Raw genomic sequence first — 21,922 nt, 5'->3', positions numbered from 1 at the left:
CTCCGCAGTTCTATTGACTGCTGAGCGGGACTTATCTGTGCCCGGAGGGGGACTTGAACCCCCACGTCCGTTAATAGGACACTAGCACCTCAAGCTAGCGCGTCTGCCATTCCGCCACCCGGGCTAGGGTGTTTGTTCAGCCTCTCGGCTGGGCACCTGCACTACTATAGGGTCGGTTCTTGCAGGTACCAAATCGCCAGCATAACGCGCAGATTCTGCTAAATTTTGCGGGGTGATAGCTCCACCGCGCAGAATGCTGACGTACCGCTGGTTCGTCCCACAAGTTCCGCCTGCTCATGACCCCGCCCGGCTCCACCCGGCGCGATGGGAGGAAGGTAACCGGGTCGTTCGGGACATGGTTTCCGCGTATCCGGGTGTGCTCGCGCTGCATATTCTGAGCTACCTTTTTGGCTCCGGTATCGCAGCGTTCGTGCCGGTGGTGGTCGGCATGATCGTGGACGGTCTCCTTGGCGAAGAAACGTTTAACGCGTGGTGGCTGTTTGCGGTACTGGTGGGCATTTTTGTTTTGTCGTTCATCGGTGAGGCAACCGGCGACGGCCTTGCGGCAGCGTCGGTGGGCCGGGTTACCCACAACGCCCGGTTACACTTATCCTCCGGAGTGCTGCGCGATGGTGCAGGCGCGATGAGCCCGGGTACGGTGCTCAACACGATCGATGCAGACGCAAGCACGGTCGGACGGTACCGCGAACTGCTGTCGTTTCCGCTTATGGCGATCGGTTATGCCGCGGGTGCAGTGGTGGCGATGTGGTCTGTGTCCCCGTGGGTGGCACTTGCCATTCCGGTTAGCGCGATGATCATTGGGCTTTTTGCGGCGTGGACCGCAGGACCAGTGACGCGGATCTCGTTGAAGCGTCGCGCTGCGGAAGCGGATGTCGCGGGCTTGGCCACGGATGTCTCTCAAGGCATTCGTGCTGTGAAGGGCCTTGGCGCGGGTGCATCTGTTGCACAACGTTTTGCAGTTGAGACGGCCAACGCCAGGGCATTGATCTTGAAGCACCTGAAGGTTGAAGTCGGGCTGGGCTTTGTTCGTCTTGTGGTGGCTTGGCTGTGCAATCTGGCGATCGTGGCACTTGCTGCCTGGTTGACGCTTCGCGGAGAGATCACGCCTGGGCAGATGACATCGGTTGCGCTGCTAGTGCCGCCTGCGCTGAATATGGCGGGATTTGCCTTCGGTGACCTAGCTAGTGGGTGGGGCAGGGCGGTTGCCAGTGGCAAGCGCATCGTGGAGTTGCACCATGCAGCCGAAAAGGTGTCTGAGCCGCAGCCAACCTCCAACGCGATCCCCGGTCCAGGGCTGTGGATCCTCGCTCCGGATGAGCGATCGTTTGCGGTCGTTGAGGCATGGGCGGAGCGTGAGGGGGTGCTGTTCCCACCGCACACCGTCAACGTATTTGAGGGCACGATCGCGGATAACGTGAATCCGCGCGGTGATTTGCCGGCAGTCGTCGTCAAGCAGGCGCTCGCTGCGGCGCATTGTCAGGACATTCTGCGTCGCCTCGGAGGTGTCCGAGAGAACGGTGAATTGCCTGATGCGCCGCTGGGGGAGGCGGGGCTGAATTTGTCGGGCGGGCAGCGGCAACGTGTGGCACTTGCACGCGCACTCGCAGCGGATCCGAACGTGCTCATTTTGGACGACCCAACAACAGGGCTGGACTCTGTCACCCAAGCTGACGTCGTTGCGGCGGTTAAGACGCTACGTGCGGACAAAACAACCATAGTGATCACTGGAAATGCCGCGTGGCGCTCTGCAGGTAACGCATTGGAGGTACAGTAAATGAAGCGTGAATACGAGCGCGTCGATGCCGTTGCCCCCGCTGGGGTGAAGGAGACCTTCGCGTACCTTGCGGAACTGCCGAACGCACTGGATCGTCGGTGGTGGGTAATGCTGTTGAGTATCCAGGCTGTGATCGTTGCTGTGAACACGACACAGTCGAACCTGTTTGGGCGCAGCGTTGACCCGTTGATCGGTGGCTCGATACCCGGGCTCGGCTCTGGCAGCAGTGCTTTTATTTGGGCCATCGCATTGGCAATGTTGTGCATGCTGATCGAGCTGTCCCTCCGTGGTCTGGGCAACTATGTGGTGGGCCAGAAGGTCGCCCGTGCGTCGATCGATCTGCGCCGTCGTTGCCTCGACGCTATCTTGCGCGCGCCTGTGCCGCGGGTGATGGAGTTGGGCACCGGCAACGTGATTACGCGCATGACGAAGGACATCGATGATGTGGTGCAAACGATCACCGCGATCGGATCCAGGGTCCTCACCACAGCCTTCGTGTTTCCGATTACCTTTCTCGGGCTTTTGCTTATCGACGTCCGCTTTGCCCTCATCCTCGTCATAGTCGGTATCTGCACGTACCCGTTCGCGCGAGCCGTTGTGCGTGCAATCCCTGCTGCGTCGAACGCAGTGAGTGTGGCGGAGGCTCGTAGAAACGCAGTGCTGCTTGATACGGTGCGTGGCCTGCCGACGCTTCGCGCGTTCGGACTAGAACGTTGGGCGCTTGGGCGCATGCGTCGCACCTCCTGGGGTGCGGTGGAGGCGACGATGGATCGTGTGCCCTGGTTCATTCGTCTCATGGGCATCGGACAGTTCGCCTTCGCAGCATGGGTGCTGCTCACTCTTGGTGTGGGTGCCTGGTTGGTGTCTACAGGCGCTGTGACACCTGGGGAGGCCAGCGCTGCTGTGTTCATGGTGATCCGTGCTGAGGTCGTCGTGTTTAATGCGCTGTTTTTCATCGGAGAGCTCCAAAGCGCCGCCACGTCTGTTGGGCGCGCGGTGAGTTTGGCCAAACTGGCGGACGGCCGAGCGGCCACCGTGGTACCTGATGACCTCGATGCCCCTGAAGACGTTGAGATCAACCACGTGTCCTTTGCCTACCCCGGCGGAGCTAACGTTCTTGAGGACCTCTCGGTGACGCTCGCAGCGGGCACGATGACGGCGCTCGTCGGCACGTCTGGCGCGGGCAAATCCACGCTGGCAGCGCTTATCGCAGGCTTGGTGGAGCCGACTTCGGGGAGCATCCGAGTTGGTGGGGTAGATACCTCCCATGTCAGCGACGTCTGGACTGCGAAGAACGTCACCCTGCTCACCCAGGACGTGCATATCTTCGCGGGCACGCTGCGCGAAGACCTGTCTATGGCTGCTCCGGGAAGTGACGACACTGTTTTGCTCAAGGCGCTCGCCAGTGTCGGGTTGGATCCGAACAGCACGCAGTTTGCCCGACTCTTCCCCAATGGGCTCGACACCGCTGTGGGGGCAGGCGCAGATGACCTCCCACCCGAGGTGAAGCAACAGGTCGCGCTCGCGCGTGTGGCGTTGGCAGGTCCGAAGATCCTCATCCTGGACGAAGCGACAGCAGAGGCGGGCAGTGATGCCACAAACACGCTCGAAGATGCTGCTGCAAGGATTACTGAAGGCACGACGGCGTTGGTTGTCGCGCATCGCCTCGATCAAGCTGCAACCGCTGATCGCATCCTGGTGATGGAAGCAGGACGCATTATCGAAGACGGCACCCATGCCGAGCTGCTTGCTGCCGGTGGGAGATATGCACAACTCTTTGAGGCGTGGAGTGGCGAGGGTCACTGATTTTCAGGTAGGAATGGGTCTATGACTGCTTCCTATGTTTCAGACCGTTTCCCCGGCCCCGATCCGTATGCGCCCCTGGCGGACGTGCCTTCGTTCACGGTGACCTCGGATGACATTGTTGAGGGCGAGCGTCTCAACGACACACTTGCCGGCGATAACGCCACCAGCCCGCAGCTTGCGTGGGAAGGTGCGCCTGAGGGGACGAAGACTTACGCAGTGACGTGCTTCGACCCGGACGCACCAACCGCGTCGGGTTTTTGGCACTGGTCCGCGTTCAACATCCCGGCAGATATCACCGAGCTGCCTGCTGGCGCAGGCGCCAAGGAGGACCTGGGCGTCGGCGCGGTTGTGCTCACCGGTGATTCCGGAGTTAAAGGGTTCTACGGTGCAAACCCGCCGGCAGGCCACGGGCCGCACCGCTACCTGTTCGTAGTCCACGCGGTGGACACGGAATTGCCGGCAGATCAGATCGCGAACCCAACGCAGCTCGGGTTCAACCTGAACTTCCACTCGTTGGGCCGGGCAATCATCTGGGGTTGGTACGAGAACCAGTAGTATTCGGCGAATGGTACCTGTGCAGCTTCGCGTCGGCGGTGCCTTTTTAGGTCTTGCCGCCGCACTCGTCCTCTATGCAGTCGTCGGATTTACCCGTGGTGATGAGGGGTTTGTGATCACCCCTCAGGTGCTCACGGTGCTTGTGGCTGTCGCTCTCGTCGGTGCGTTTGCGACCACGAACAAAGAGCAGCAAGGCTCGCGCACGCAGGTTATCGCCCTTTTCATCGCGATCGTCTTGATCGGCCTTGGGGTAATTTTGCCGAACACCGCATTATTCATGACGACGCCGGTGTGGCTTGTCGCTTGGGCTATCGCCGCGGGCTTCTGCGCCGTGATTCTACGGCGCAGCGTGCAACCGAAGGCCTAGAGCGCTTTCCACTCAAGCCCACTGCCCACGGCCTGCTCAATAGAGTTCAGACCGTGGGCCTTAATCTGTGCAGCAATGCCCCGGTGGATATCCCGGATCCAACCCGGGCCGCCGTAGATGAATGGCGTGTAGCCCTGCAACAGATTGGCACCTGAAGTGATGCGTTCCCACGCCTGTTGGGGTGTGGAGATACCGCCAACACTGATGATCGCCAATTGGCCGCCGATGCGGTCGTAGAGGCGCTTGAGCACCTCGAGTGAGCGTGCCGCAACGGGTGCACCAGAGATGCCACCCGCACCCATGGCTGCAACCTCGTCTGCATTGGTGTGCAGCCCGTCGCGGGAGATCGTGGTGTTGGTCGCCACGATGCCGTCGAGTCCGAGTTCGACAGCGAGGTCTGCAACAGCGTCGATGTCCTCGTCCGAAAGATCTGGCGCGATCTTGACCAGCACCGGGGTGGTGGTCGACTCTTTCACCACGGAAAGGATGGGGCGAAGCTCCTCCACCGCCTGCAGGTCGCGAAGACCCGGCGTGTTCGGGGAGGACACGTTGACCACGAGATAGTCGGCCAGCGGGCCAAGGGCGGTAGCGGTTGCGCGGTAGTCGGCGACAGCGTCTTCGGCGGTCTTGTTCTTGCCGATGTTAATCCCGACGATGTCGTCGGACTTCCTGCTGCGCAGGTTATCTGCGACAACGAGTGCACCCTTGTTGTTGAACCCCATACGGTTCAAAATTGCCTTGTCCGCGGGAAGGCGGAACAGGCGTGGGGCGGGATTACCCGGCTGCGGCTTCGGGGTCACCGTGCCCATCTCTGCGTAGCCGAAGCCAACGGCGCCCCAGGCGTCGATAGCTTCAGCGTTTTTATCAAACCCAGCCGCAAGTCCGAGCGGGGCAGGGAAGTCAACGCCGAACACTGTCTGGCGCAGCACGGGGTCGTGGACGCGTACAACCTTCTCGAGTGCGCGGTTGATGGGACTCGCGGCATCCAGCACACGCAGGCCACCGCTGATGATGCCGTGGATGCGCTCCGGCGGGATGCGGAACATCAGTTGCAGGGCGCGGTCGTAAAGACTCATGTTGGTCTCCTAGTTAATCTGCTCGTCGGGTGCGACGATTTGGATGCCATCGCCGGTGGCGGATGCGAGGACGACGGTGCCGTCGTCAAGCGAAATGATGCTCTGAGCGTTCGCGACAGTGGCGAAACTCTTCTTTTCGATCGGCACACCCTGGGAGATGTCGTATCCGGTTGCGGTGTTTTCAGCCAAGGAACTTACCCATGCAAGGCGTTGCGACGAATCCCACGCGACGTCCCACGGGCCTTCCGGCACAGGTGCGCTCTGCTGGAGACGAATGATGTCGTCGGTGGTGTAGACGTGGATCTGGTTGCCGGTGGAGTCGGCGGCGAGCACAAGCCCGTGCTCGCCTGCGGCAACCTTGCCCACGCCGAGGCCAACACGCAGCGTGCCGCCCTGGCGGGAGCCCTGCCAGTCGATGTCCTGGATGGTGGTGTCGAAGCTGCTGATGCGAACTACCGCGTCATCTTGGCCGTCGAGGGCGACCGCCTGCAGCTGGTCGGTCTCGCGGGCAACATCGATCGTGTCCGACAGTTCCCCGTCCTTAAACACCCACACTTTGCGCTCTGTATCGCTTGCAGCGAGCACTTCACCGCTGGAAACAACAGTCGCCGAAGTCACCGGAAGGTCGGTGCTAATAGTTTGCGCGGCTTGGCCGAAGACGTTGACAGCCCCATCACACGCCACTGCGAACGACCCATCGCTGGCAGATACATCCCCGCACGACGCGTCGAGTGGATGCTCTTCAGCCTTGCCGTTGGCAATGTCGTCGATCGACCCAATCAGCAGGGCATTTTCTGTGCGCACCCCGACAACACCGTTTGTCGTGTCGAGGTCGCGCACAGCCTCAAACTGCACTACACGCCCAGCCGGGTTCTCGCTCGCAGGGGACTGGGCAGGTTCGGCGCTGCCCATGTTGGCTGCGGCGTCGCCACCCGCCTCCTCGATTTTTGCGTTCGGGGTGGCGCTGCATGCTGCCAGCGCGAGCGGTAACACCGCGCTAAGGCAGAGTGCGGCAGTAAAACGGGAAGCAGTACGTCGAACAATCACGCACGTAAGCCTAGCAATCAGCCTGCTGCGTTCAGTGATCAAGCGCGGTGCGGAGTAGGGTGTGCAGCCATGATGTCGTGGCTACAGGTGATCGTCCTCTCCATCGTGCAGGGCTTGACGGAGTTTCTCCCGGTGTCCTCGTCAGGTCACCTCCGTATCGTCTCGGAGCTGTTTTGGGGGGAGGACGCTGGCGCAAGTTTTACCGCTGTGATCCAGCTCGGTACCGAGCTTGCCGTGCTTGTGTACTTTGCCAAGGACATTTGGCGGATTCTCACCGCTTGGTTCGCTGGACTGTTCGACAAGGCCAAGCGAGGGTTTGATTACCGCATGGGCTGGATGGTCATCGCCGGCACGATCCCAGTCGGGTTGGCAGGTGTGTTGCTGAAGGACCTGATTCGCGAAAACTTCCGCAACTTGTGGATCACCGCGACCGTGCTCATTTTGTTCTCTCTGGTGTTCATTCTTGCGGAACGCCGCGGCAAGAAGTCTCGTGGGTTTGAGGAGCTGACTATGAAGGACGCCGTTCTCATGGGCCTGTGGCAGTGCCTAGCGCTGATTCCTGGTGTGTCGCGCTCCGGCGGAACGATCTCGGGTGGTTTGTTCCTCAACCTCGACCGCGAGGTTGCTACCCGGTTTAGCTTCCTTCTGGCTATCCCCGCGGTACTCGCGTCTGGTCTGTTCTCCTTGCCCGATGCGTTTGACCCGCAAGCGGGACAGGCTGCCTCCGGAATGCAGCTGCTTGTCGGCTCCGGAATTGGCTTTATCGTCGGTTACATCTCCATTGCGTGGTTGCTGAAGTTCGTTTCTAACCACTCGTTTGCCTGGTTCGCTGCCTACCGCATCCCACTCGGTGTCATTGTGATGATTCTGCTTGGCACTGGTGTCATGCAGCCTGTGTAGGGTTGGGCGCATGCAAGCTTGGCCGAACCCAATTGTTCCTAACGTTGCCGGCACTTCGGTGCCGCTGAAGCTCTACGACACCGCTGATCAGCAGGTGAAACCTGTGGATACCACGCCGGATGCGAAGGGCGAAGTGGGGTTGTATGTCTGCGGTATCACTCCATACGACTCGACCCACCTGGGACACGCTGCCACCTATCTCACATTCGACCTTGTGCAGCGTCAGCTGATCGCTAACGGTCACAAGGTGCACTATGTACAGAACATCACCGATGTTGATGACCCTCTGTTCGAGCGAGCCGAGCGTGACGGTGTGGATTGGCGCGAACTCGGCTCAAACCAGATCGATCTGTTCCGCAGTGACATGGAGATTCTCTCCGTCATCCCGCCGCGCGATTACATCGGCGCGATGGAGTCTGTCGATGAGGTCATCGAGATGGTGCAGAAGCTTCTCGACGAAGGCGTGGCCTACACACTCGACCAGGGCGATGTGTATGCCTCGATCGATGCAACCGAGCAGTTTGGCTACGAGTCGAACCTCGACCGAGCAACGATGGAGGAGTACTTCGCTGAACGCGGTGGCGACCCGGAGCGTGAAGGCAAGCGCGACAAGCTTGACGCGCTGATCTGGCGTGGTCACCGTGAGGGCGAGCCAGCCTGGGACTCGCCGTTCGGCCCAGGTCGTCCGGGATGGCACGTAGAGTGCTCCGCGATTGCGACGAACCGCTTAGGAGCAAGTTTCGCGATCCAAGGTGGTGGTTCGGACCTTGCGTTTCCACACCACGAGTTCTCGGCCGCGCACGCAGAGGCCGCGCTGCACGTGGACCGGATGGCCGGCCACTATGTGCACGCGGGCATGATCGCACTTGATGGTGTGAAGATGTCGAAGTCACTAGGTAACCTCGTCTTTGTTCACAAGCTCACCGAGCAAGGCCACGAGGCTTCCGCGATCCGGCTGGCGGTGTTTTCCCAGCACTACCGGGAAGACCGTGATTTCTCCGACGCGATTCTTCACACCGCTGAGGAGCGACTCGACCGGTGGCGTGAGGCCCTGGCGAACGAGGTGTCTGAAGACGAGGCGCTCGGTGTCGTCGATAAGTTGCGCGCTGCGCTGGCAGACGACCTTGACACGCCCACAGCTCTTCGTGTGGTCGATGAAGCACGAGGCGACTACGACGGTGTGATTGCGACAGCACTTGAGGGGCTACTCGGTGTGCATCTCTAGGCCTCATCCAGCACAATGGTGGTCATGAGCGCAGCAGCACACACGATTCGTGCCCAGTTCCAGCCTGAAGTCGACGAGTTTATCGATGACCTGACGATGTTCGCCTCAGGCTCCTACCTTTCTGAGGAAGACAAGGAGTTGTGGGACGAGCCATTCGACCCGTCCGTGTTACCCGAGTTGCGGAAAATGCTTGAGCAGTACCTCGACGAGGTCGACGCACTCGGTTCCCAGCCAGAGGACCAGCAACTGGTGGGGCTAGTTGGACCGTTCTACGAGCGCTTGGAGGCATTCAATGTCCGTCATGCGGACGCGGTGCTTGAGCCAGAAGAAAAGGCAGATATTGAGACGCTCGTGATTCGGGTGTGCACCGCGGCGGGCGCGACCGATGAGGCGCTAGAAGCGCTGCCGGAATTTGAGTAGGCAGCGTCCGGCGGCCGTCTTCTGGGATATGGACGGCACGCTGATAGACACAGAGCCGCTCTGGGGACAGGCGACCTACGAGTTAGGGGAGTTGCTTGGTCGGCCACTGACCCCAGAGGTTCGCGAGCGCACCATTGGCGGGAGTTTCCCGAACACGCTTCGCATTGTGGCGCAGTGGGCGGGGCACACACTGACTGACGGCGACGAACAGCGATATAAAGATTGGATGTTCGGTCGAATGGCTGAACTGTTTTCTGCAGGTATCGAATGCAACCCAGGGATTCTTGAAGTGCTGCAGTCGCTGAAGGAAGACCACATGCCTATGTTCGTGACGACGAATACAGAACGCGTCCTGGCAGATCCGTGCATTGATGCGATTGGGCGTGTGTTCTTCACCGGCACCATTACTGGCGACGAAGTGATCCACCCGAAACCTGCCCCCGACATGTACCTCGAAGCAGCCCGGCGCGTCGGCGCCGCTCCGCAAGACTGTCTCGTGGTCGAGGACTCGTTCAGTGGCATGTCAGCTGCGGCTGCAGCGGGATGTGCAGTGTTGGGGCTCGCGGATCATGTACCTGCCGGTGTGTATCGGTTTGATCCCCACCTGTTTGTGGGGGCCAGTGCCGACGACGTTTACCGCTGGTTTGCTGCAGCCTGCGGGGCGTAGGTGTCACGCACACAATCGTCGAGAGGCTTCGCTTTGCTACGTATAGTGGTGTGCCATGAGCACTCGTATTGAAGAAGACCTGCTTGGCAAGGCTGAAGTCCCCGCTGATGTGTACTACGGAGTGCATACGCAGCGAGCAGTAGACAACTTCAAGTTGTCGGCCAGCACCCTGAACGATTTGCCGGAGTTCATCCGTGGCATGGCCCAAGTGAAGAAGGCTACCGCTATTGCGAACCGTCGCCTGCATGTGTTGCCGCGCGAGAAAGCCGAAGCAATTGCGTGGGCCTGCGACCAGATTCTGGAAGAGGGACGCTGCATGGATCAGTTCCCGATCGACCTGTTCCAGGGTGGCGCGGGTACCTCGGCAAACATGAACACGAACGAGGTGGTGGCTAACCTCGCACTGGAATACGTTGGTGCTGAGAAGGGCTCCTACGACATCATCAATCCGAACGATGATGTGAATATGTCCCAGTCCACCAACGATGCGTACCCGACTGGTCTGCGTCTCGGTGTGTACTACGCGGTGCAGGGCTTGCTTGAGGAGCTCGACGAGCTGCAGAAGGCACTGCGCGCGAAAGGCGACGAGTTTTCCGACATCATCAAAATGGGTCGTACTCAGTTGCAGGACGCGGTTCCGATGACGCTGGGTCAGGAATTCACTGCGTTTGGCGCAAACCTCAATGAAGAGCAGCGCACCATCAGCAACGCTGCGACGTCCCTGCTGGAAGTCAACCTTGGCGCAACCGCAATCGGTACGGGAATCAACACTCCGAACGGCTACAAAGACCAGGTTGTCACGGCACTTCGTGAGGTCACTGGCCTCGACATTCAGGCCTCTCCGGATCTGATTGAGGCGACCTCGGATACCGGCGACTACGTCATGATGCACGGCGCTATCAAGCGTGCGGCAATGAAGCTCTCCAAGATGTGTAACGACCTGCGTCTGCTGTCGTCCGGTCCTCGCGCTGGTCTGAACGAGATCAACCTTCCGGAGCGCCAGGCTGGTTCCTCGATCATGCCGGCCAAGGTCAACCCGGTCATCCCAGAGGTTGTCAACCAGGTGTGCTTCAAGGTCTTCGGCAACGACGTGACGGTCTCCATGGCTGCTGAGGCAGGTCAGCTCCAGCTCAACGTCATGGAGCCGGTCATTGCTCAGTCCTTGTTTGAGTCGATCCGTCTGCTGGCCAATGCGGCACGTACGCTGCGCGAGAAGTGCGTTGTGGGCATCACTGCGAACAAGGACGTGTGCGAGGCTTACGTGACTAACTCGATCGGCATCGTCACCTATCTCAACCCGGTGATTGGTCACCATAACGGTGACATCATTGGCCGTGAGGCTGCTTCCACCGGTAAGAGTGTCTATGACCTGGTGCTGGAGAAGGGCCTTATTGAGGAGGAGGACCTGAAGCGGTTGCTGAGCAAGGAGAACCTCATGCACCCGGAATTCCGCGGCAAGCTCTATGTCGACGAGGAAGATGCTCAGTAGCGTGATGTGCTCATGCATTTCCGCCTAGGCGGTGAGCGGGGCAGGTGGTAGTCAATCTCACACCTGCCCCGTTTCCTTTTGGTGTGATCATTGCGGGATAATGGCGGAAGTCCTTGCTCACCCGTAATGAAGGAGCGCATACCATGTTGGTTGCCTTGCACACCCTCATTCTTTTCGGGGCAATCGTGTTGGGTGCACGCATTGGCTCGATCGCGATCGGTTTCGCCGGGGGATTGGGGGTGTTGCTTCTCGGTGCGACCGGTATGACGGTCACCGCAGATGCAATTCCGTTCGATGTCATCGGCATCATCATGTGCGTTATCGCAGCGATTTCTGCAATGCAGCTCGCGGGCGGCATGCAATACCTCGTGGATCTTGCGGAGCGACTCTTACGCAGGAACCCTAAACGCATCACTGTCTACGCCCCGATGGTGACGTGGTTGATGACCGTCTTCGCTGGAACTGGGCATACGGCGTTTTCCACGATGACGGTCATCACAGAGGTGGCGAAGGAAGGAAACGTTCGTCCTTCGCGCCCGCTGTCAGCGGCCGTGATCGCTTCGCAGATGGCGATCGTCGCTTCACCAATCTCTGCAGCAGTTGTGTTCATGGCGTCAGCGCTGGAACCACTTGGGGTGGGGTATCTCCAGATTCTTGCGGTGATGCTTCCCGCGACGTTCCTGGCAATTTTCCCGACGGCGTGGGTTGCCAATCATATGGGCAGTGAGCTTGACGGCGACCCCGTGTACCGCAAACGCAAGGCCGCTGGGCTCGTCGCAACGCACCAAGCTCATGACGATTACGTTCCCGCACCAGGAGCGAAGCGCTCAGTCGCTATCTTTCTGGCAGCGATCATCATCGTGATGGTCTACGCAACGTTGATTTCGGATCAGATCGGTCTGATTGCGGAGCCAACAGTGCCACGGAACGAGGCAATCATGGCCATCATGCTCGGTGCCGCGGTCGTCATCATTATGAGCACCCGCACTGCTGCCGCGGAGATTCTGAACACCCAAGTCTTTCGATCCGGCATGTCCGCATGCGTGTGCGTTCTCGGCGTGGCGTGGCTGGGTACGACGTATATCAACTACTACATCGACGACATCCAAAACATCGCCGGTAACGTGCTGACCTCAAAACCCTGGCTGCTTGCGGTCGTGCTCTTTGTCGCCGCATCACTGTTGTATTCACAAGCCGCTACGGCGAAAGCGCTCATCCCCGCCGCATTGGCGATAGGGGTCAGCCCACTCACGGCACTTGCAGCATTCCCGGCGGTCTCCGCACTATTCGTCCTGCCCACGTACCCAACGCTGCTCGCGGCAGTAGAGATGGACGACACGGGCTCGACCCGCATTGGCAAGTATGTGTTTGACCACCCATTCCTCCTCCCCGGAGTGGTCTGCATTTTAGTCAGCGTAATCCTGGGATACCTCATCGGTGCGGCGGTAGTGTGAGATGCATGACTGCACAACCATTGACTGACGTCGAAATCGCTCAAGCACACGAACTCGAACCCATCACTGACATTGCCGCCCGGGCCGGCGTGGATGAGGATGCGCTCATCCCGTACGGCAAGTACATGGCCAAGGTGGACATCAACAAGACTCCGGAGGGCAAGCCGGGCAAGCTCGTTTTGGTGACCGGTGTTTCCCCAACCCCTGCAGGTGAGGGCAAGTCCACCATGCTGATCGGCCTGACCGATGCCCTTGCCAAGCTTGGGCACAAGGCGATGGTAGCGCTTCGTGAGCCTTCGCTGGGCCCGGTCATGGGCGTCAAGGGTGGTGCAGCCGGTGGTGGTTACTCTCAGGTCGTCCCGATGGAGCAGATCAACCTGCACTTCACCGGCGACTTCCACGCGATCACCAGCGCCAATAACACCTTGGCTGCGCTGATCGACAACCACATCCATCAGGGCAATGAGCTCAACATCGACCCGCGTCGCGTGACCTGGCAGCGTTGCGTGGACGTGAACGACCGCGTGCTGCGCAACGTCATTACCGGCCTCGGCGGCCCGACCTCGGGTGTTCCGGCAGAAACCGGCTTCACCATCACGGCTGCGTCCGAGATTATGGCGATCCTTGGCCTGGCCACGGACCTGGAGGACCTGAAGCGTCGCCTCGCTGCGATCACCATCGGTCTGACGTACGACGGCAAGCCGGTCACCGCCGGTGAGATCGGCGCACAGGGCGCGATGGCCGCTCTGCTCAAGGACGCTGTGAACCCGAACCTGGTGCAGACGCTCGGCGGTACCCCCGCCTTTATCCACGGTGGTCCGTTTGCCAACATCGCACACGGCTGCAACACGCTCATCGCAACTCGCACGGCACTGGACTACGCCGACATTGTGCTCACCGAGGCTGGCTTCGGCTCTGACCTCGGTGCGGAGAAGTTCTTCGACATCAAGGCACGCTACGGTGATCTGGATGTCGCAGGTGCGGTGATCGTCGCTACGATCCGCTCGATCAAGCACCACGCTGGCATTGCGAAGGAAGACCTTAAGGCTGAAAACGTCGATGCGCTGGCAGAGGGCATCGTGAACCTGGAGCGCCACGTGGAAAACGTGCGCAAGTTCGGCGTCACCCCGGTGGTTGCGCTCAACCGCTTTGTCACCGATACCGACGCCGAGCTCGAGTTCGTGCGTAACTGGGCAGAGTCCAAGGGCATTGCGCTTGCCGACGCCAACGTGTGGGCCGAAGGCGGCGCCGGCGCCACCGAGCTCGCTGAAACCCTGCTGGCGAACCTCACCGAGGGCGAATCGCACCCGCTGTACGACCCGGCTGAGGGCGTGGAGAAGTCCATCGAAACCATCGCCAAGGAGATCTACCGCGCAGGCGAGGTGCAGTACTCCGCTGCAGCTCTGAAGGACCTGAAGACGTTGAAGGACAACGGCTTTGACAACCTGCCGGTCTGCGTGTCCAAGACGCAGTACTCCTTCTCCGACGACCCGACGGAGCTCGGTGCGCCTGCGGGCCACACCCTGCACGTACGCAATCTCATCCCGCGCACTGGCGCAGGTTTCGTCCTCGCGCTGACCGGTGATGTGATGACCATGCCTGGCCTGCCGAAGAAGCCGGCAGCCAACAACATCGACGTCGACGAGAACGGCGTGGTCAGCGGACTGTTCTAGTCCGTTTCCGGCCCCGGCTCCTCCTCTGCGCGGGAGCCGGGCCAACCGGGATACTCGGGTGGTGTGCCGCCAAACGCTGGACACAGTGATTGGAAGGCGCACCACCCGCAAAGCTTTGACTGCTGTGGACGGAACGAGCCGGCTTTGCCGTCGGCTTCGATCTTCCACCACAACTCCGCCAGGTCGCGCTCGAAGTACTCCAGCTCCTCGCGTGAAGGGGTGAGGATCATTGAGTCCATCACCTTCAGGTACATCAGTTTCAGCTGGGTCGGCACAACGCCGAAGAGCCGCCAGTACACCAGCGCATAAAACCGCATCTGGAACTGCGCGTCCTGGGAGTAGCGGGGCAGTGGCTTCTTGCCGGTCTTGTAGTCGACAACACGCACCTCGCCGGTCTGCGCGATGTCCACCCGGTCGATGAACCCGCGCACGGGAACCCCGTTAGGCAACGTGAAATCGACCGGCATTTCTTGTGCGTGCGCGTCGAATCCGAGCGGGTTTTCCATGGTGAAGTAGCCACGCAGGAGCGTGCGGGCATCCACGAGCAGCTGGTAGTCGTCTTCGACGGGTTCGGCGCAGGTGGGGTCGTCGATACGCATTTGCTCCCACGTCGGCTTGAGCCGCTTCACGGCGGCGGGGTAGGTGCGCTCCTCGCGGGGCCAGGAAAACATCTCTTCCAGCACGGCGTGTACGAGCGTGCCTTTCACCTGCGCTTCCGTGGATGGTTCCGGCAGGAGGTCGATCGCGCGGAACCTGTATTGCAGCGGGCAGCGCTTGTAATCGGACGCGCGGGAGGGGGACAGGGCGAGTGGTCGTGGCGTATTGCTGGGAGTCATGGTGCCCAACATCTTAGAGTGGGGGTATGACACAGCCGTTCATCGATTTCATCAGCCAGAGTCCATCCGCTTATCACGCGGCGGAAAACGTCGCCACAAGCCTCGAGGCAGCAGGGTTTACTCGCCGGGCAGTGCTTGACGACGACGCCACACGCCCCGGCGGCCACCTCATCATCAGCGATGGCGCCGTGATTGCGTGGTGGGTCCCGGAAAACCCCAACCCGCGGTTCCGTGTTGTCGGCTCGCACACGGACTCGCCTGGGCTGATGGCCAAGCCCGATCCGGATGTCGTGCGCGAAGGGTTCCGCCAGGTTGCCACCGAGGTCTACGGCGGGCCGATCCTGGCGAGCTGGTTCGATCGCGACCTCACCTTCGCCGGTCGAGTGGTGACCACCGACCGTAAGGAACACCTCGTGAACACGGGTGCGGTTGCGCGCGTTCCCAACCTGGCTATCCACCTCTACCGGGGTGACATGCCGGAGATCGACCGCCAGGTCCACACCCAGCCGATCCTGGGTGTGGACCGTCCGCTGCTCGAGCTAGCGGCGGAGTCGGCGGGCCTTGCTGCAGACGACATCGTGGCGCACGAACTTATCACCGCGGACGCACAGCGGGGCGAGGTCATCGGTGATCTTCTGGCCGCTGGTCGCCTGGATAACCTGACCAGTGTGTGGGCGTCGCTCGAGGCGATGCTCGCAGCCAAGGACGATGCCCAGGACATCCTGGTGCTTGCGGCGTTTAACCACGAGGAGGTGGGCTCTGCATCCACCGCCGGAGCCGGTGGCCCGATGCTAGAGCGCGTCCTGACCAAGGTTGCGGCGGCATTCGGCGAACCGTCTGAGATTATCGCGAACTCCATCCAGGTTTCCGCCGACGCGGCGCACGCGGTGCACCCGAACTACCCGGGCAAGCACGATCCGACGCATCACCCGCTGATCAACAAGGGTCCGGTGCTGAAGATCAACGCCAACCAGCGCTACGCATCCAATGCAGCGACGGAAGCCGAGTGGATCCTGGCGTGCCGCGCTGCCGGCGTGCCACACCAAACCTTTGTGGGCAATAACGCTGTGCCGTGCGGGTCGACGATTGGACCGATTTCCTCGACGCGTCTGGGCCTTCCGACGGTCGATGTGGGTGTGTCGCTTTTGTCCATGCACTCCGCGCGCGAGCTGTGCGGAGTGGACGACATGGATTACTTCGTGCGCGCACTGTCGGCTTTTTACACCGGCGCACAGTAGGGCATACTTACCGGCATGTATTCGGGACCGTTCCAGCCAGGCGACAAGGTGCAGCTCACTGACGCGAAGCGCCGCCACTTCACCATCGAGCTCAAGGAGGGTGGCCAGTTCCACTCCCACAAGGGCATCGTCAGTCACGATGACATCATCGGTGCCGACGAGGGCACGGTGGTCAAGTCCACGCTGGGTTCGGACTACCTCTGCTTCCGCCACCTGCTGGTGGATCACGTGCTGTCCATGCCCCGCGGCGCCGCGGTGATCTACCCGAAGGATGCGGCCCAGATCCTCGTTGAGGGTGACATCTTCATGGGCGCACGCGTGCTGGAGGCGGGTGCCGGCTCCGGCGCGTTGACCATGTCGCTGCTGCGCGCGGTCGGTCCCGAGGGGCACGTGTACTCCTACGAGATTCGCGACGACCACCTGGCGTTCGCCAAAGACAACGTCGCTGAATACTTCGGTGGCGAACCGGAGTGGTGGACGCCTCGCCTGGGCGACTTTGGCGAGGTCACCCCGGAGGACCTCGATGGTCAGGTGGACCGCGTCATCTTGGACATGGTCGAGCCGTGGCACTTCATCGACACCGTGAAGAACGTGCTCATCCCAGGTGGTGTGTTCATGACGTACGTGGCCACCGTGCCACAGCTGATGAACATTATGGAGGCTATCCGCGAGGCGAAGTGCTTCACTGAGCCACGCGCCTGGGAGACCCTGCTGCGTGAGTGGAAGGTCGATGGCCTGGCTACCCGCCCGGAGCACCGCATGAACGCACACACCGCGTTTCTTGTCTGGACCCGCAGGCTCGCTGATGGTGTGACGCCGCCGCGCCCGCAGCGTAAGGCTCGTCGATAAGCACTTGCGTCCTATCGACGATAGGTAGGCTCGGATCCATGGTTGGACACATTGAAGACGATGCTTTCGGGCCCGAATTGCGCAACCTCAAGCGCGAGAATCAAGATCTGGGAGCGCGCAACAAGCGGCTTGCGGAGCTTCTGAAGTCCAGCCGCGACAAGCTCAATGACCTCTACGTCAAGGTCGAGGAACTCGGCGAGCCCGCGTCCACCTACGGCATCTACCTTGCCCCGGGTACTCGCGATGGGGAAGCGGAGGTGCACACATCAGGTCGGCGGATGCGCCTGAAGATTTCGCCGCTGGTCGAGCCACAAGCCCTTGTACCGGGCACGCTTGTGCGCCTCGGCGAGGGAACCGTTGTGGTGGAAGCCTGTGGGTTTACCCCAACAGGCCAGATTGCCACGATGGTGGAACGCATCGGCACAGATCGCGCCGTGGTGGCCGACCAGCAGGGCGCGGAGTCGCTGGTCATGCTCGCCGAACCGCTCCTCAAAACCACGCGTGCAGGCGATATGGTGCTGGTGAACTCATCCGCCGGTTACGCGTTTGAGCGCATCCAGAAAACCGAGGTCAACCAACTCTCGCTCGAGGAAATCCCGGATGTGACCTACGAAGATATCGGCGGGCTGTCCTCCCAGATTGAGACGATCCAGGATTCCGTCGAGCTGCCGTTTTCCCACCCCGAGCTCTACGCCACGTACGACCTCACCCCGCCGAAGGGCTTGTTGCTGTACGGCCCTCCGGGTTGCGGTAAGACGCTCATTGCAAAGGCGGTGGCGAACTCGTTGTCGCAGCGCATTGGAGACGGGGGGCAGGCGCACTTCATCAACGTCAAAGGCCCCGAGCTGCTGAACAAGTTCGTCGGGGAGACCGAACGCCGCATCCGCCTGATCTTCGAGCGCGCCCGCGAGCTCGCCTCCGAGGGCAACCCGGTCATCGTCTTTTTCGACGAGATGGAATCCATCTTCCGCACCCGCGGATCGGGTGTCTCCTCTGACATGGAGACCACCGTGGTACCGCAGCTGCTTACTGAGATCGACGGCGTGGAGGACATCGCGAACGTCATCGTCATCGGCGCGACCAACCGTGAGGAACTCATCGACCCGGCAATCTTGCGCCCGGGCCGCCTCGACATCAAGGTCCGCGTGTCGCGGCCCAACAAGGAGGAGTCGAAGGACATCCTCGCCCGGTACCTCACCGACTCGATCCCCCTTGCTGCTCCTCGCGAGGAACTTATCGACGCAGCTGCTGCCGCCATGTTCGCCCCGCGCCCCTTCGTGCGCCTCGAACTTGTCGACGGCACCGCCGAGGTACTGCACTACTCCGACTTCGTCTCTGGCGCCTTGATTGCCAATGTGGTGGACCGCGCGAAGAAGCTCGCGATCAAGGACCACCTCTCAGGTGTGTCCACCGCGGGAATCACCGCCGATCACCTGCGCGAAGCAGTACGCAACGAGCAGGACGAAAGCGAAGACATGCCGAACACTGCGAACCCAGACGAGTGGGCGCGTATTACTGGCCGCCACGGCAAACGTGTCGTCGCCGCAGAGGTCATCGGGTAGTAGAGGAGTCTATTCCCCGTAGTGGTAGCGACAAGCCGCAATTCGGATCTCGGTTTCGGTCATTTTGTACACGAGTCGGTGCTCGCTGGTAATCCTCCGGGACCAATAGCCACTGAGCTCATGTTTGAGCGGTTCAGGCTTGCCGATGCCTTGATTGCCGTTGCGTTGAATATCGCGGATGAGCATGTTGATGCGTTTGAGCACACGCTTGTCCGTGGTTTGCCATTCGACATACTCGGCCCAGGCATCTTCGTCCCAAGACAGAATCATCTATCTTCCTCGATGAGCTCATTCTGAACCGACGTTCCTTTTTCCAAGCGTTCGATTCGCTCCTTGAGTACGCGAGCATTCGCTGGGGATTGAAGCAAATAAGAGGTCTCCTTCATCGATTCGTATTCCGCCAGCGAGACAATGACAACCGGATCGTGGCCGGAACGGGTGATGACGACCTCCTCGCAATCGTCAACAACTGTGTTCAGAACCTCCGCGTAGTTTGCACGAGATTCCGAGTAAGACATGACTTTCATCATTTGCCTCCAATAACCCCGATAAGTACAACTTCCTGTACAACTCTATTCATTATTGAACGGGCGTGTCAATGAGATCACACAATCCGTGTGACGATCTCAACGGCGAGGTCGAAGTCAGTTGCACTCAAGTGGGCAAAGCTCAACACCAGCCCGTCGCCGCTGTTGGTCCACAGTGCAGATTCGTGACCAGACTCGATACCTACCTCGAGCAGGCGTTGTTCAAATTCATCCCGTTCGTTTCGTGTGTCAAAACGCACCGTGAGGTCTGCGCCATCGCCGGGCGCGAGTTCGGCACCGTTGATTAACGGAACCAGTCGCTCGTTGAGTACTTTGCGTCGCTGTGCCAGCCCACGATGCACGGCGCGAGATGAGCGGCGAGCGACGCCGTCGTTCAGCAAGTACGCGATGGCGCGCTGCGTGACTGAAGAAACCGGCATGCCGAGGACGCTGCGGACCTCGCGCAGCACCTCAACGGTTGCTGGCGAGGCAACGACGTAGCCGGCCGCGAGTTCGCGGGAAAGCAGCGTGGAAAACGTGCCGAGTGTAAACACGTCCGCGCGTGTGGCCAGCGAGGACAGCGCCGGCTGCGGGGAGATGCGGTAGCGCAGTTCGGTGTTGAAGTCGTCTTCGATTACCACGGTTTCGGTGCGCGCAGCCCATTCCAGCAGCTCCACCCGGCGAGTGGCGGGCATGGCGCCGCCGAAGGGGTAGAGGTGCGACGGGGTGACCAGCAGAGCGTCGAGGGAGTCGGGGAGAGCGCTCACCACGACGCCGTCGGTGTCCGTGGCGCATTCCACGACCTCGTGGCCGCCGAGCGGAATCACGCGTCGCAGTCCCGGGTGCCCGGGGTCTTCCACGCCCACGCGCAAATTCGGCCCAAGCGCAAAGAGAATGCACATGAGTCCCTCGCGGGAGCCGCCGGTAACCACGATCTGGTCCGGTGACACGCGCATGCTGCGCGCGAGACGGAGGTGCTCTGCTACCGCATGGCGCAGCTCCGGTTCGCCGGACTTGTCCACACTGTTCCCGGGCTCCGCGGCGGCCTCGCGCCACGCCTTTCGCCAGGTGGCGGGGCGGATAGTGCCCGCGCTGCCGGGCGAGGGCTTGAGCGAGATTCGGGCCTTCGGGGTTGTGCGGGCAGGCGAGCCGCCGGCGGGTTCGGGTACGGGCGCTGCGACAGTGAGGTCTGGGTGGATCCGCGTGGGCGCTCCCTGGCTGGTCAGCAGGTAGCCCTCACCCTCGAGCTGGTCGTATGCAGTGACCACACTGCCTCGCGATACCCCAAGTTGCTCGGCGAGAACACGGGTGGACGGGATTGCGTCGTTAGGCGAAAGCGCGCCGGTGGCAACAGCGTCGCGGATCCCTGCCGCGATTTGAGCAGGAATGGGCGTGGGATAGTCGCGTGAGACGTCGAGAAGCATCAACTGGTCCAAAGAATCTAAATATAACTGGCACTTGGAATCTACCAGTTGTCAGGGCAGACTAAGCGGTATGTCTCATGTAGAACAGCTGAACCAGAAATTCATCGGCGGCGTGATCATGGACGTGGTCACGCCCGAGCAGGCCAAGATCGCCGAGGATGCCGGCGCCTCCGCCGTCATGGCGCTCGAGCGCGTACCGGCCGACATCCGCGCGCAGGGCGGCGTGGCCCGCATGTCGGACCCAGACCTGATCGAGGGCATCATCGAAACCGTCGACATCCCGGTCATGGCCAAAGCGCGTATCGGCCACGCAGTGGAGGCAAAGATCCTCGAGCACCTGGGTGTGGACTACATCGACGAGTCCGAGGTGCTCAGCCCGGCGGACTACGTCAACCACATTGACAAGCGTGGCTTTTCCGTGCCGTTCGTCTGTGGTGCAACCAACCTCGGCGAGGCGCTGCGTCGCATCAACGAAGGTGCATCCATGATCCGATCCAAGGGTGAAGCTGGCACGGGTGACGTGTCCGAGGCCACCAAGCACATCCGCAAGATCACCAGCGAGATCGCTGGCCTCCAGGCTATTTGGGAGAACAACCGCGACGAGCTCTACGTGGCCGCCAAGGAACTGCAGGCTCCGTACGACCTTGTGGCGTGGGTTGCCGAGAACGGCAAGCTGCCAGTGCCATTGCTTGTCGCTGGTGGCGTGTCTACCCCGGCTGATGCGGCCTTCATGATGGAACTCGGCGCAGACGGTGTCTTTGTCGGATCCGGCATCTTCAAGTCCGGCAACCCTGAGGCCCGCGCAAAGGCTGTGGTGAAGGCGACGCAGAACTGGAACGATATCGCGGTAGTCACCGAGGTGTCCCGTGGCCTGGGCGAGGCGATGGTCGGCATCAACGTCTCCGACCTGCCAGCACCGCACCGCCTGGCTGAGCGCGGCTGGTAACGCATTTATTCGTGCATCGACCAACCGGTTGAGAATGGCCATAGTTGTACGACCCTAAGTTCTCTG

General features: G+C 60.9%; 21 protein-coding genes and 1 tRNA gene. 15 read left to right on the top strand and 7 right to left on the bottom strand.

Going from position 1 to position 21,922, the window contains the following annotated elements:
• Window positions 1-38: 38 nt before the first annotated feature.
• Window positions 39-124, bottom strand: a tRNA-Leu gene (locus CCOY_RS06555).
• A 231-nt stretch (window positions 125-355) separates the two neighbouring features.
• Between CCOY_RS06555 and CCOY_RS06550 the strand changes: the two genes are divergently transcribed.
• The 4 genes from CCOY_RS06550 to CCOY_RS06535 are packed head-to-tail and all read left to right on the top strand — an operon-like array spanning window position 356 to window position 4,523.
• Window positions 356-1,795, top strand: coding sequence for an ABC transporter transmembrane domain-containing protein (locus tag CCOY_RS06550; protein WP_353959155.1), 1,440 nt, complete (start codon window positions 356-358; stop codon window positions 1,793-1,795).
• Entirely contained in the window at window positions 1,796-3,601 is a 1,806-nt protein-coding gene (locus CCOY_RS06545) for an ABC transporter ATP-binding protein (protein WP_092102573.1), read from the top strand.
• Window positions 3,602-3,622: 21 nt separating this feature from the next.
• Window positions 3,623-4,156, top strand: a complete 534-nt coding sequence (locus CCOY_RS06540; protein WP_092102570.1) for a YbhB/YbcL family Raf kinase inhibitor-like protein — start codon at window positions 3,623-3,625, stop codon at window positions 4,154-4,156.
• 10 nt (window positions 4,157-4,166) lie between these two features.
• Window positions 4,167-4,523, top strand: coding sequence for a hypothetical protein (locus CCOY_RS06535; protein WP_092102567.1), 357 nt, complete (start codon window positions 4,167-4,169; stop codon window positions 4,521-4,523).
• Here CCOY_RS06535 and CCOY_RS06530 read toward each other — a convergent pair.
• Together CCOY_RS06530 and CCOY_RS06525 are read right to left on the bottom strand one after the other, a co-directional pair.
• Window positions 4,520-5,599, bottom strand: a complete 1,080-nt coding sequence (locus CCOY_RS06530; protein ID WP_070423162.1) for a quinone-dependent dihydroorotate dehydrogenase — start codon at window positions 5,597-5,599, stop codon at window positions 4,520-4,522. The two genes, CCOY_RS06535 and CCOY_RS06530, sit on opposite strands and share 4 nt — an antisense overlap.
• A gap of 9 nt (window positions 5,600-5,608) precedes the next feature.
• Window positions 5,609-6,646 carry a YncE family protein gene (locus CCOY_RS06525; RefSeq protein WP_244268727.1) on the bottom strand — a complete coding sequence of 346 codons (1,038 nt, stop codon included), beginning with the start codon at window positions 6,644-6,646 and terminating at the stop codon, window positions 5,609-5,611.
• A 72-nt stretch (window positions 6,647-6,718) separates the two neighbouring features.
• On the opposite strand from CCOY_RS06525, the gene CCOY_RS06520 reads away from it, so the two are divergent.
• From CCOY_RS06520 to CCOY_RS06490, 7 genes are all read left to right on the top strand, one after another.
• Complete coding sequence (locus CCOY_RS06520) at window positions 6,719-7,546, top strand: undecaprenyl-diphosphate phosphatase (RefSeq protein WP_070423249.1); 828 nt, start codon at window positions 6,719-6,721, stop codon at window positions 7,544-7,546.
• Window positions 7,547-7,556: 10 nt separating this feature from the next.
• Window positions 7,557-8,771 carry a cysteine--1-D-myo-inosityl 2-amino-2-deoxy-alpha-D-glucopyranoside ligase gene (gene mshC / locus CCOY_RS06515; protein ID WP_092102563.1) on the top strand — a complete coding sequence of 405 codons (1,215 nt, stop codon included), beginning with the start codon at window positions 7,557-7,559 and terminating at the stop codon, window positions 8,769-8,771.
• A 24-nt stretch (window positions 8,772-8,795) separates the two neighbouring features.
• A complete protein-coding gene (locus CCOY_RS06510; protein ID WP_070451478.1) occupies window positions 8,796-9,191 on the top strand; it encodes a hypothetical protein in 396 nt (131 codons plus the stop codon).
• Window positions 9,184-9,858, top strand: a complete 675-nt coding sequence (locus tag CCOY_RS06505) for an HAD family hydrolase (RefSeq protein ID WP_280137906.1) — start codon at window positions 9,184-9,186, stop codon at window positions 9,856-9,858. The genes CCOY_RS06510 and CCOY_RS06505 overlap by 8 nt, the downstream gene beginning before the upstream one ends.
• Before the next feature lie 55 nt (window positions 9,859-9,913).
• Window positions 9,914-11,347 (top strand): aspartate ammonia-lyase, encoded by a 1,434-nt coding sequence (gene aspA / locus CCOY_RS06500; RefSeq protein WP_092102561.1) that lies wholly within the window; start codon window positions 9,914-9,916, stop codon window positions 11,345-11,347.
• A gap of 143 nt (window positions 11,348-11,490) precedes the next feature.
• Window positions 11,491-12,801, top strand: a complete 1,311-nt coding sequence (locus CCOY_RS06495; RefSeq protein ID WP_092102559.1) for an anaerobic C4-dicarboxylate transporter — start codon at window positions 11,491-11,493, stop codon at window positions 12,799-12,801.
• Window positions 12,802-12,806: 5 nt separating this feature from the next.
• Window positions 12,807-14,474 (top strand): formate--tetrahydrofolate ligase, encoded by a 1,668-nt coding sequence (locus CCOY_RS06490; protein WP_092102557.1) that lies wholly within the window; start codon window positions 12,807-12,809, stop codon window positions 14,472-14,474.
• On the opposite strand, the gene CCOY_RS06485 is transcribed toward CCOY_RS06490, so the two are convergent.
• Complete coding sequence (locus tag CCOY_RS06485) at window positions 14,471-15,310, bottom strand: RecB family exonuclease (protein ID WP_092103091.1); 840 nt, start codon at window positions 15,308-15,310, stop codon at window positions 14,471-14,473. The two genes, CCOY_RS06490 and CCOY_RS06485, sit on opposite strands and share 4 nt — an antisense overlap.
• A gap of 26 nt (window positions 15,311-15,336) precedes the next feature.
• Between CCOY_RS06485 and CCOY_RS06480 the strand changes: the two genes are divergently transcribed.
• The 3 genes from CCOY_RS06480 to arc are packed head-to-tail and all read left to right on the top strand — an operon-like array spanning window position 15,337 to window position 18,959.
• Window positions 15,337-16,548, top strand: coding sequence for a M18 family aminopeptidase (locus tag CCOY_RS06480; RefSeq protein WP_092102555.1), 1,212 nt, complete (start codon window positions 15,337-15,339; stop codon window positions 16,546-16,548).
• A 15-nt stretch (window positions 16,549-16,563) separates the two neighbouring features.
• Window positions 16,564-17,397, top strand: coding sequence for a tRNA (adenine-N1)-methyltransferase (locus tag CCOY_RS06475; protein WP_070423170.1), 834 nt, complete (start codon window positions 16,564-16,566; stop codon window positions 17,395-17,397).
• 38 nt (window positions 17,398-17,435) lie between these two features.
• Window positions 17,436-18,959 (top strand): proteasome ATPase, encoded by a 1,524-nt coding sequence (arc, locus tag CCOY_RS06470; protein WP_092102553.1) that lies wholly within the window; start codon window positions 17,436-17,438, stop codon window positions 18,957-18,959.
• A 9-nt stretch (window positions 18,960-18,968) separates the two neighbouring features.
• Here arc and CCOY_RS06465 read toward each other — a convergent pair whose 3' ends face one another.
• The 3 genes from CCOY_RS06465 to pdxR form a co-directional block, all read right to left on the bottom strand.
• Window positions 18,969-19,229 carry a Txe/YoeB family addiction module toxin gene (locus CCOY_RS06465; RefSeq protein WP_070423172.1) on the bottom strand — a complete coding sequence of 87 codons (261 nt, stop codon included), beginning with the start codon at window positions 19,227-19,229 and terminating at the stop codon, window positions 18,969-18,971.
• Entirely contained in the window at window positions 19,226-19,486 is a 261-nt protein-coding gene (locus tag CCOY_RS06460; RefSeq protein WP_070423251.1) for a type II toxin-antitoxin system Phd/YefM family antitoxin, read from the bottom strand. Before CCOY_RS06460 ends, CCOY_RS06465 begins: the two co-directional genes overlap by 4 nt.
• A 77-nt stretch (window positions 19,487-19,563) precedes the next feature.
• Window positions 19,564-20,922, bottom strand: a complete 1,359-nt coding sequence (pdxR, locus tag CCOY_RS06455; protein ID WP_244268726.1) for a MocR-like pyridoxine biosynthesis transcription factor PdxR — start codon at window positions 20,920-20,922, stop codon at window positions 19,564-19,566.
• Between the two features lie 58 nt (window positions 20,923-20,980).
• Between pdxR and pdxS the strand changes: the two genes are divergently transcribed.
• Entirely contained in the window at window positions 20,981-21,856 is an 876-nt protein-coding gene (gene pdxS / locus CCOY_RS06450; protein ID WP_092102547.1) for a pyridoxal 5'-phosphate synthase lyase subunit PdxS, read from the top strand.
• Window positions 21,857-21,922 lie beyond the last annotated feature (66 nt).

The sequence above is a fragment of the Corynebacterium coyleae genome (assembly GCF_030408635.1).
Classification (GTDB): domain Bacteria; phylum Actinomycetota; class Actinomycetes; order Mycobacteriales; family Mycobacteriaceae; genus Corynebacterium; species Corynebacterium coyleae.
The sequence above is the reverse complement of the archived record's forward strand: the minus strand, read 5'-3'. Positions and strand labels throughout refer to the sequence as shown.

Coding starts and splice junctions, on each gene's coding strand:
- CCOY_RS06545 (WP_092102573.1), top strand. CDS start 1,796: ATGAAGCGTGAATACGAGCGCGTCGATGCCGTTGCCCCCGCTGGGGTG.
- CCOY_RS06460 (WP_070423251.1), bottom strand. CDS start 19,486: ATGAAAGTCATGTCTTACTCGGAATCTCGTGCAAACTACGCGGAGGTT.
- CCOY_RS06530 (WP_070423162.1), bottom strand. CDS start 5,599: ATGAGTCTTTACGACCGCGCCCTGCAACTGATGTTCCGCATCCCGCCG.
- aspA (WP_092102561.1), top strand. CDS start 9,914: ATGAGCACTCGTATTGAAGAAGACCTGCTTGGCAAGGCTGAAGTCCCC.
- mshC (WP_092102563.1), top strand. CDS start 7,557: ATGCAAGCTTGGCCGAACCCAATTGTTCCTAACGTTGCCGGCACTTCG.
- CCOY_RS06465 (WP_070423172.1), bottom strand. CDS start 19,229: ATGATTCTGTCTTGGGACGAAGATGCCTGGGCCGAGTATGTCGAATGG.
- arc (WP_092102553.1), top strand. CDS start 17,436: ATGGTTGGACACATTGAAGACGATGCTTTCGGGCCCGAATTGCGCAAC.
- CCOY_RS06480 (WP_092102555.1), top strand. CDS start 15,337: ATGACACAGCCGTTCATCGATTTCATCAGCCAGAGTCCATCCGCTTAT.
- pdxS (WP_092102547.1), top strand. CDS start 20,981: ATGTCTCATGTAGAACAGCTGAACCAGAAATTCATCGGCGGCGTGATC.
- CCOY_RS06490 (WP_092102557.1), top strand. CDS start 12,807: ATGACTGCACAACCATTGACTGACGTCGAAATCGCTCAAGCACACGAA.
- CCOY_RS06510 (WP_070451478.1), top strand. CDS start 8,796: ATGAGCGCAGCAGCACACACGATTCGTGCCCAGTTCCAGCCTGAAGTC.
- CCOY_RS06540 (WP_092102570.1), top strand. CDS start 3,623: ATGACTGCTTCCTATGTTTCAGACCGTTTCCCCGGCCCCGATCCGTAT.
- CCOY_RS06550 (WP_353959155.1), top strand. CDS start 356: ATGGTTTCCGCGTATCCGGGTGTGCTCGCGCTGCATATTCTGAGCTAC.
- CCOY_RS06520 (WP_070423249.1), top strand. CDS start 6,719: ATGTCGTGGCTACAGGTGATCGTCCTCTCCATCGTGCAGGGCTTGACG.
- CCOY_RS06535 (WP_092102567.1), top strand. CDS start 4,167: ATGGTACCTGTGCAGCTTCGCGTCGGCGGTGCCTTTTTAGGTCTTGCC.
- CCOY_RS06485 (WP_092103091.1), bottom strand. CDS start 15,310: ATGACTCCCAGCAATACGCCACGACCACTCGCCCTGTCCCCCTCCCGC.
- CCOY_RS06495 (WP_092102559.1), top strand. CDS start 11,491: ATGTTGGTTGCCTTGCACACCCTCATTCTTTTCGGGGCAATCGTGTTG.
- CCOY_RS06475 (WP_070423170.1), top strand. CDS start 16,564: ATGTATTCGGGACCGTTCCAGCCAGGCGACAAGGTGCAGCTCACTGAC.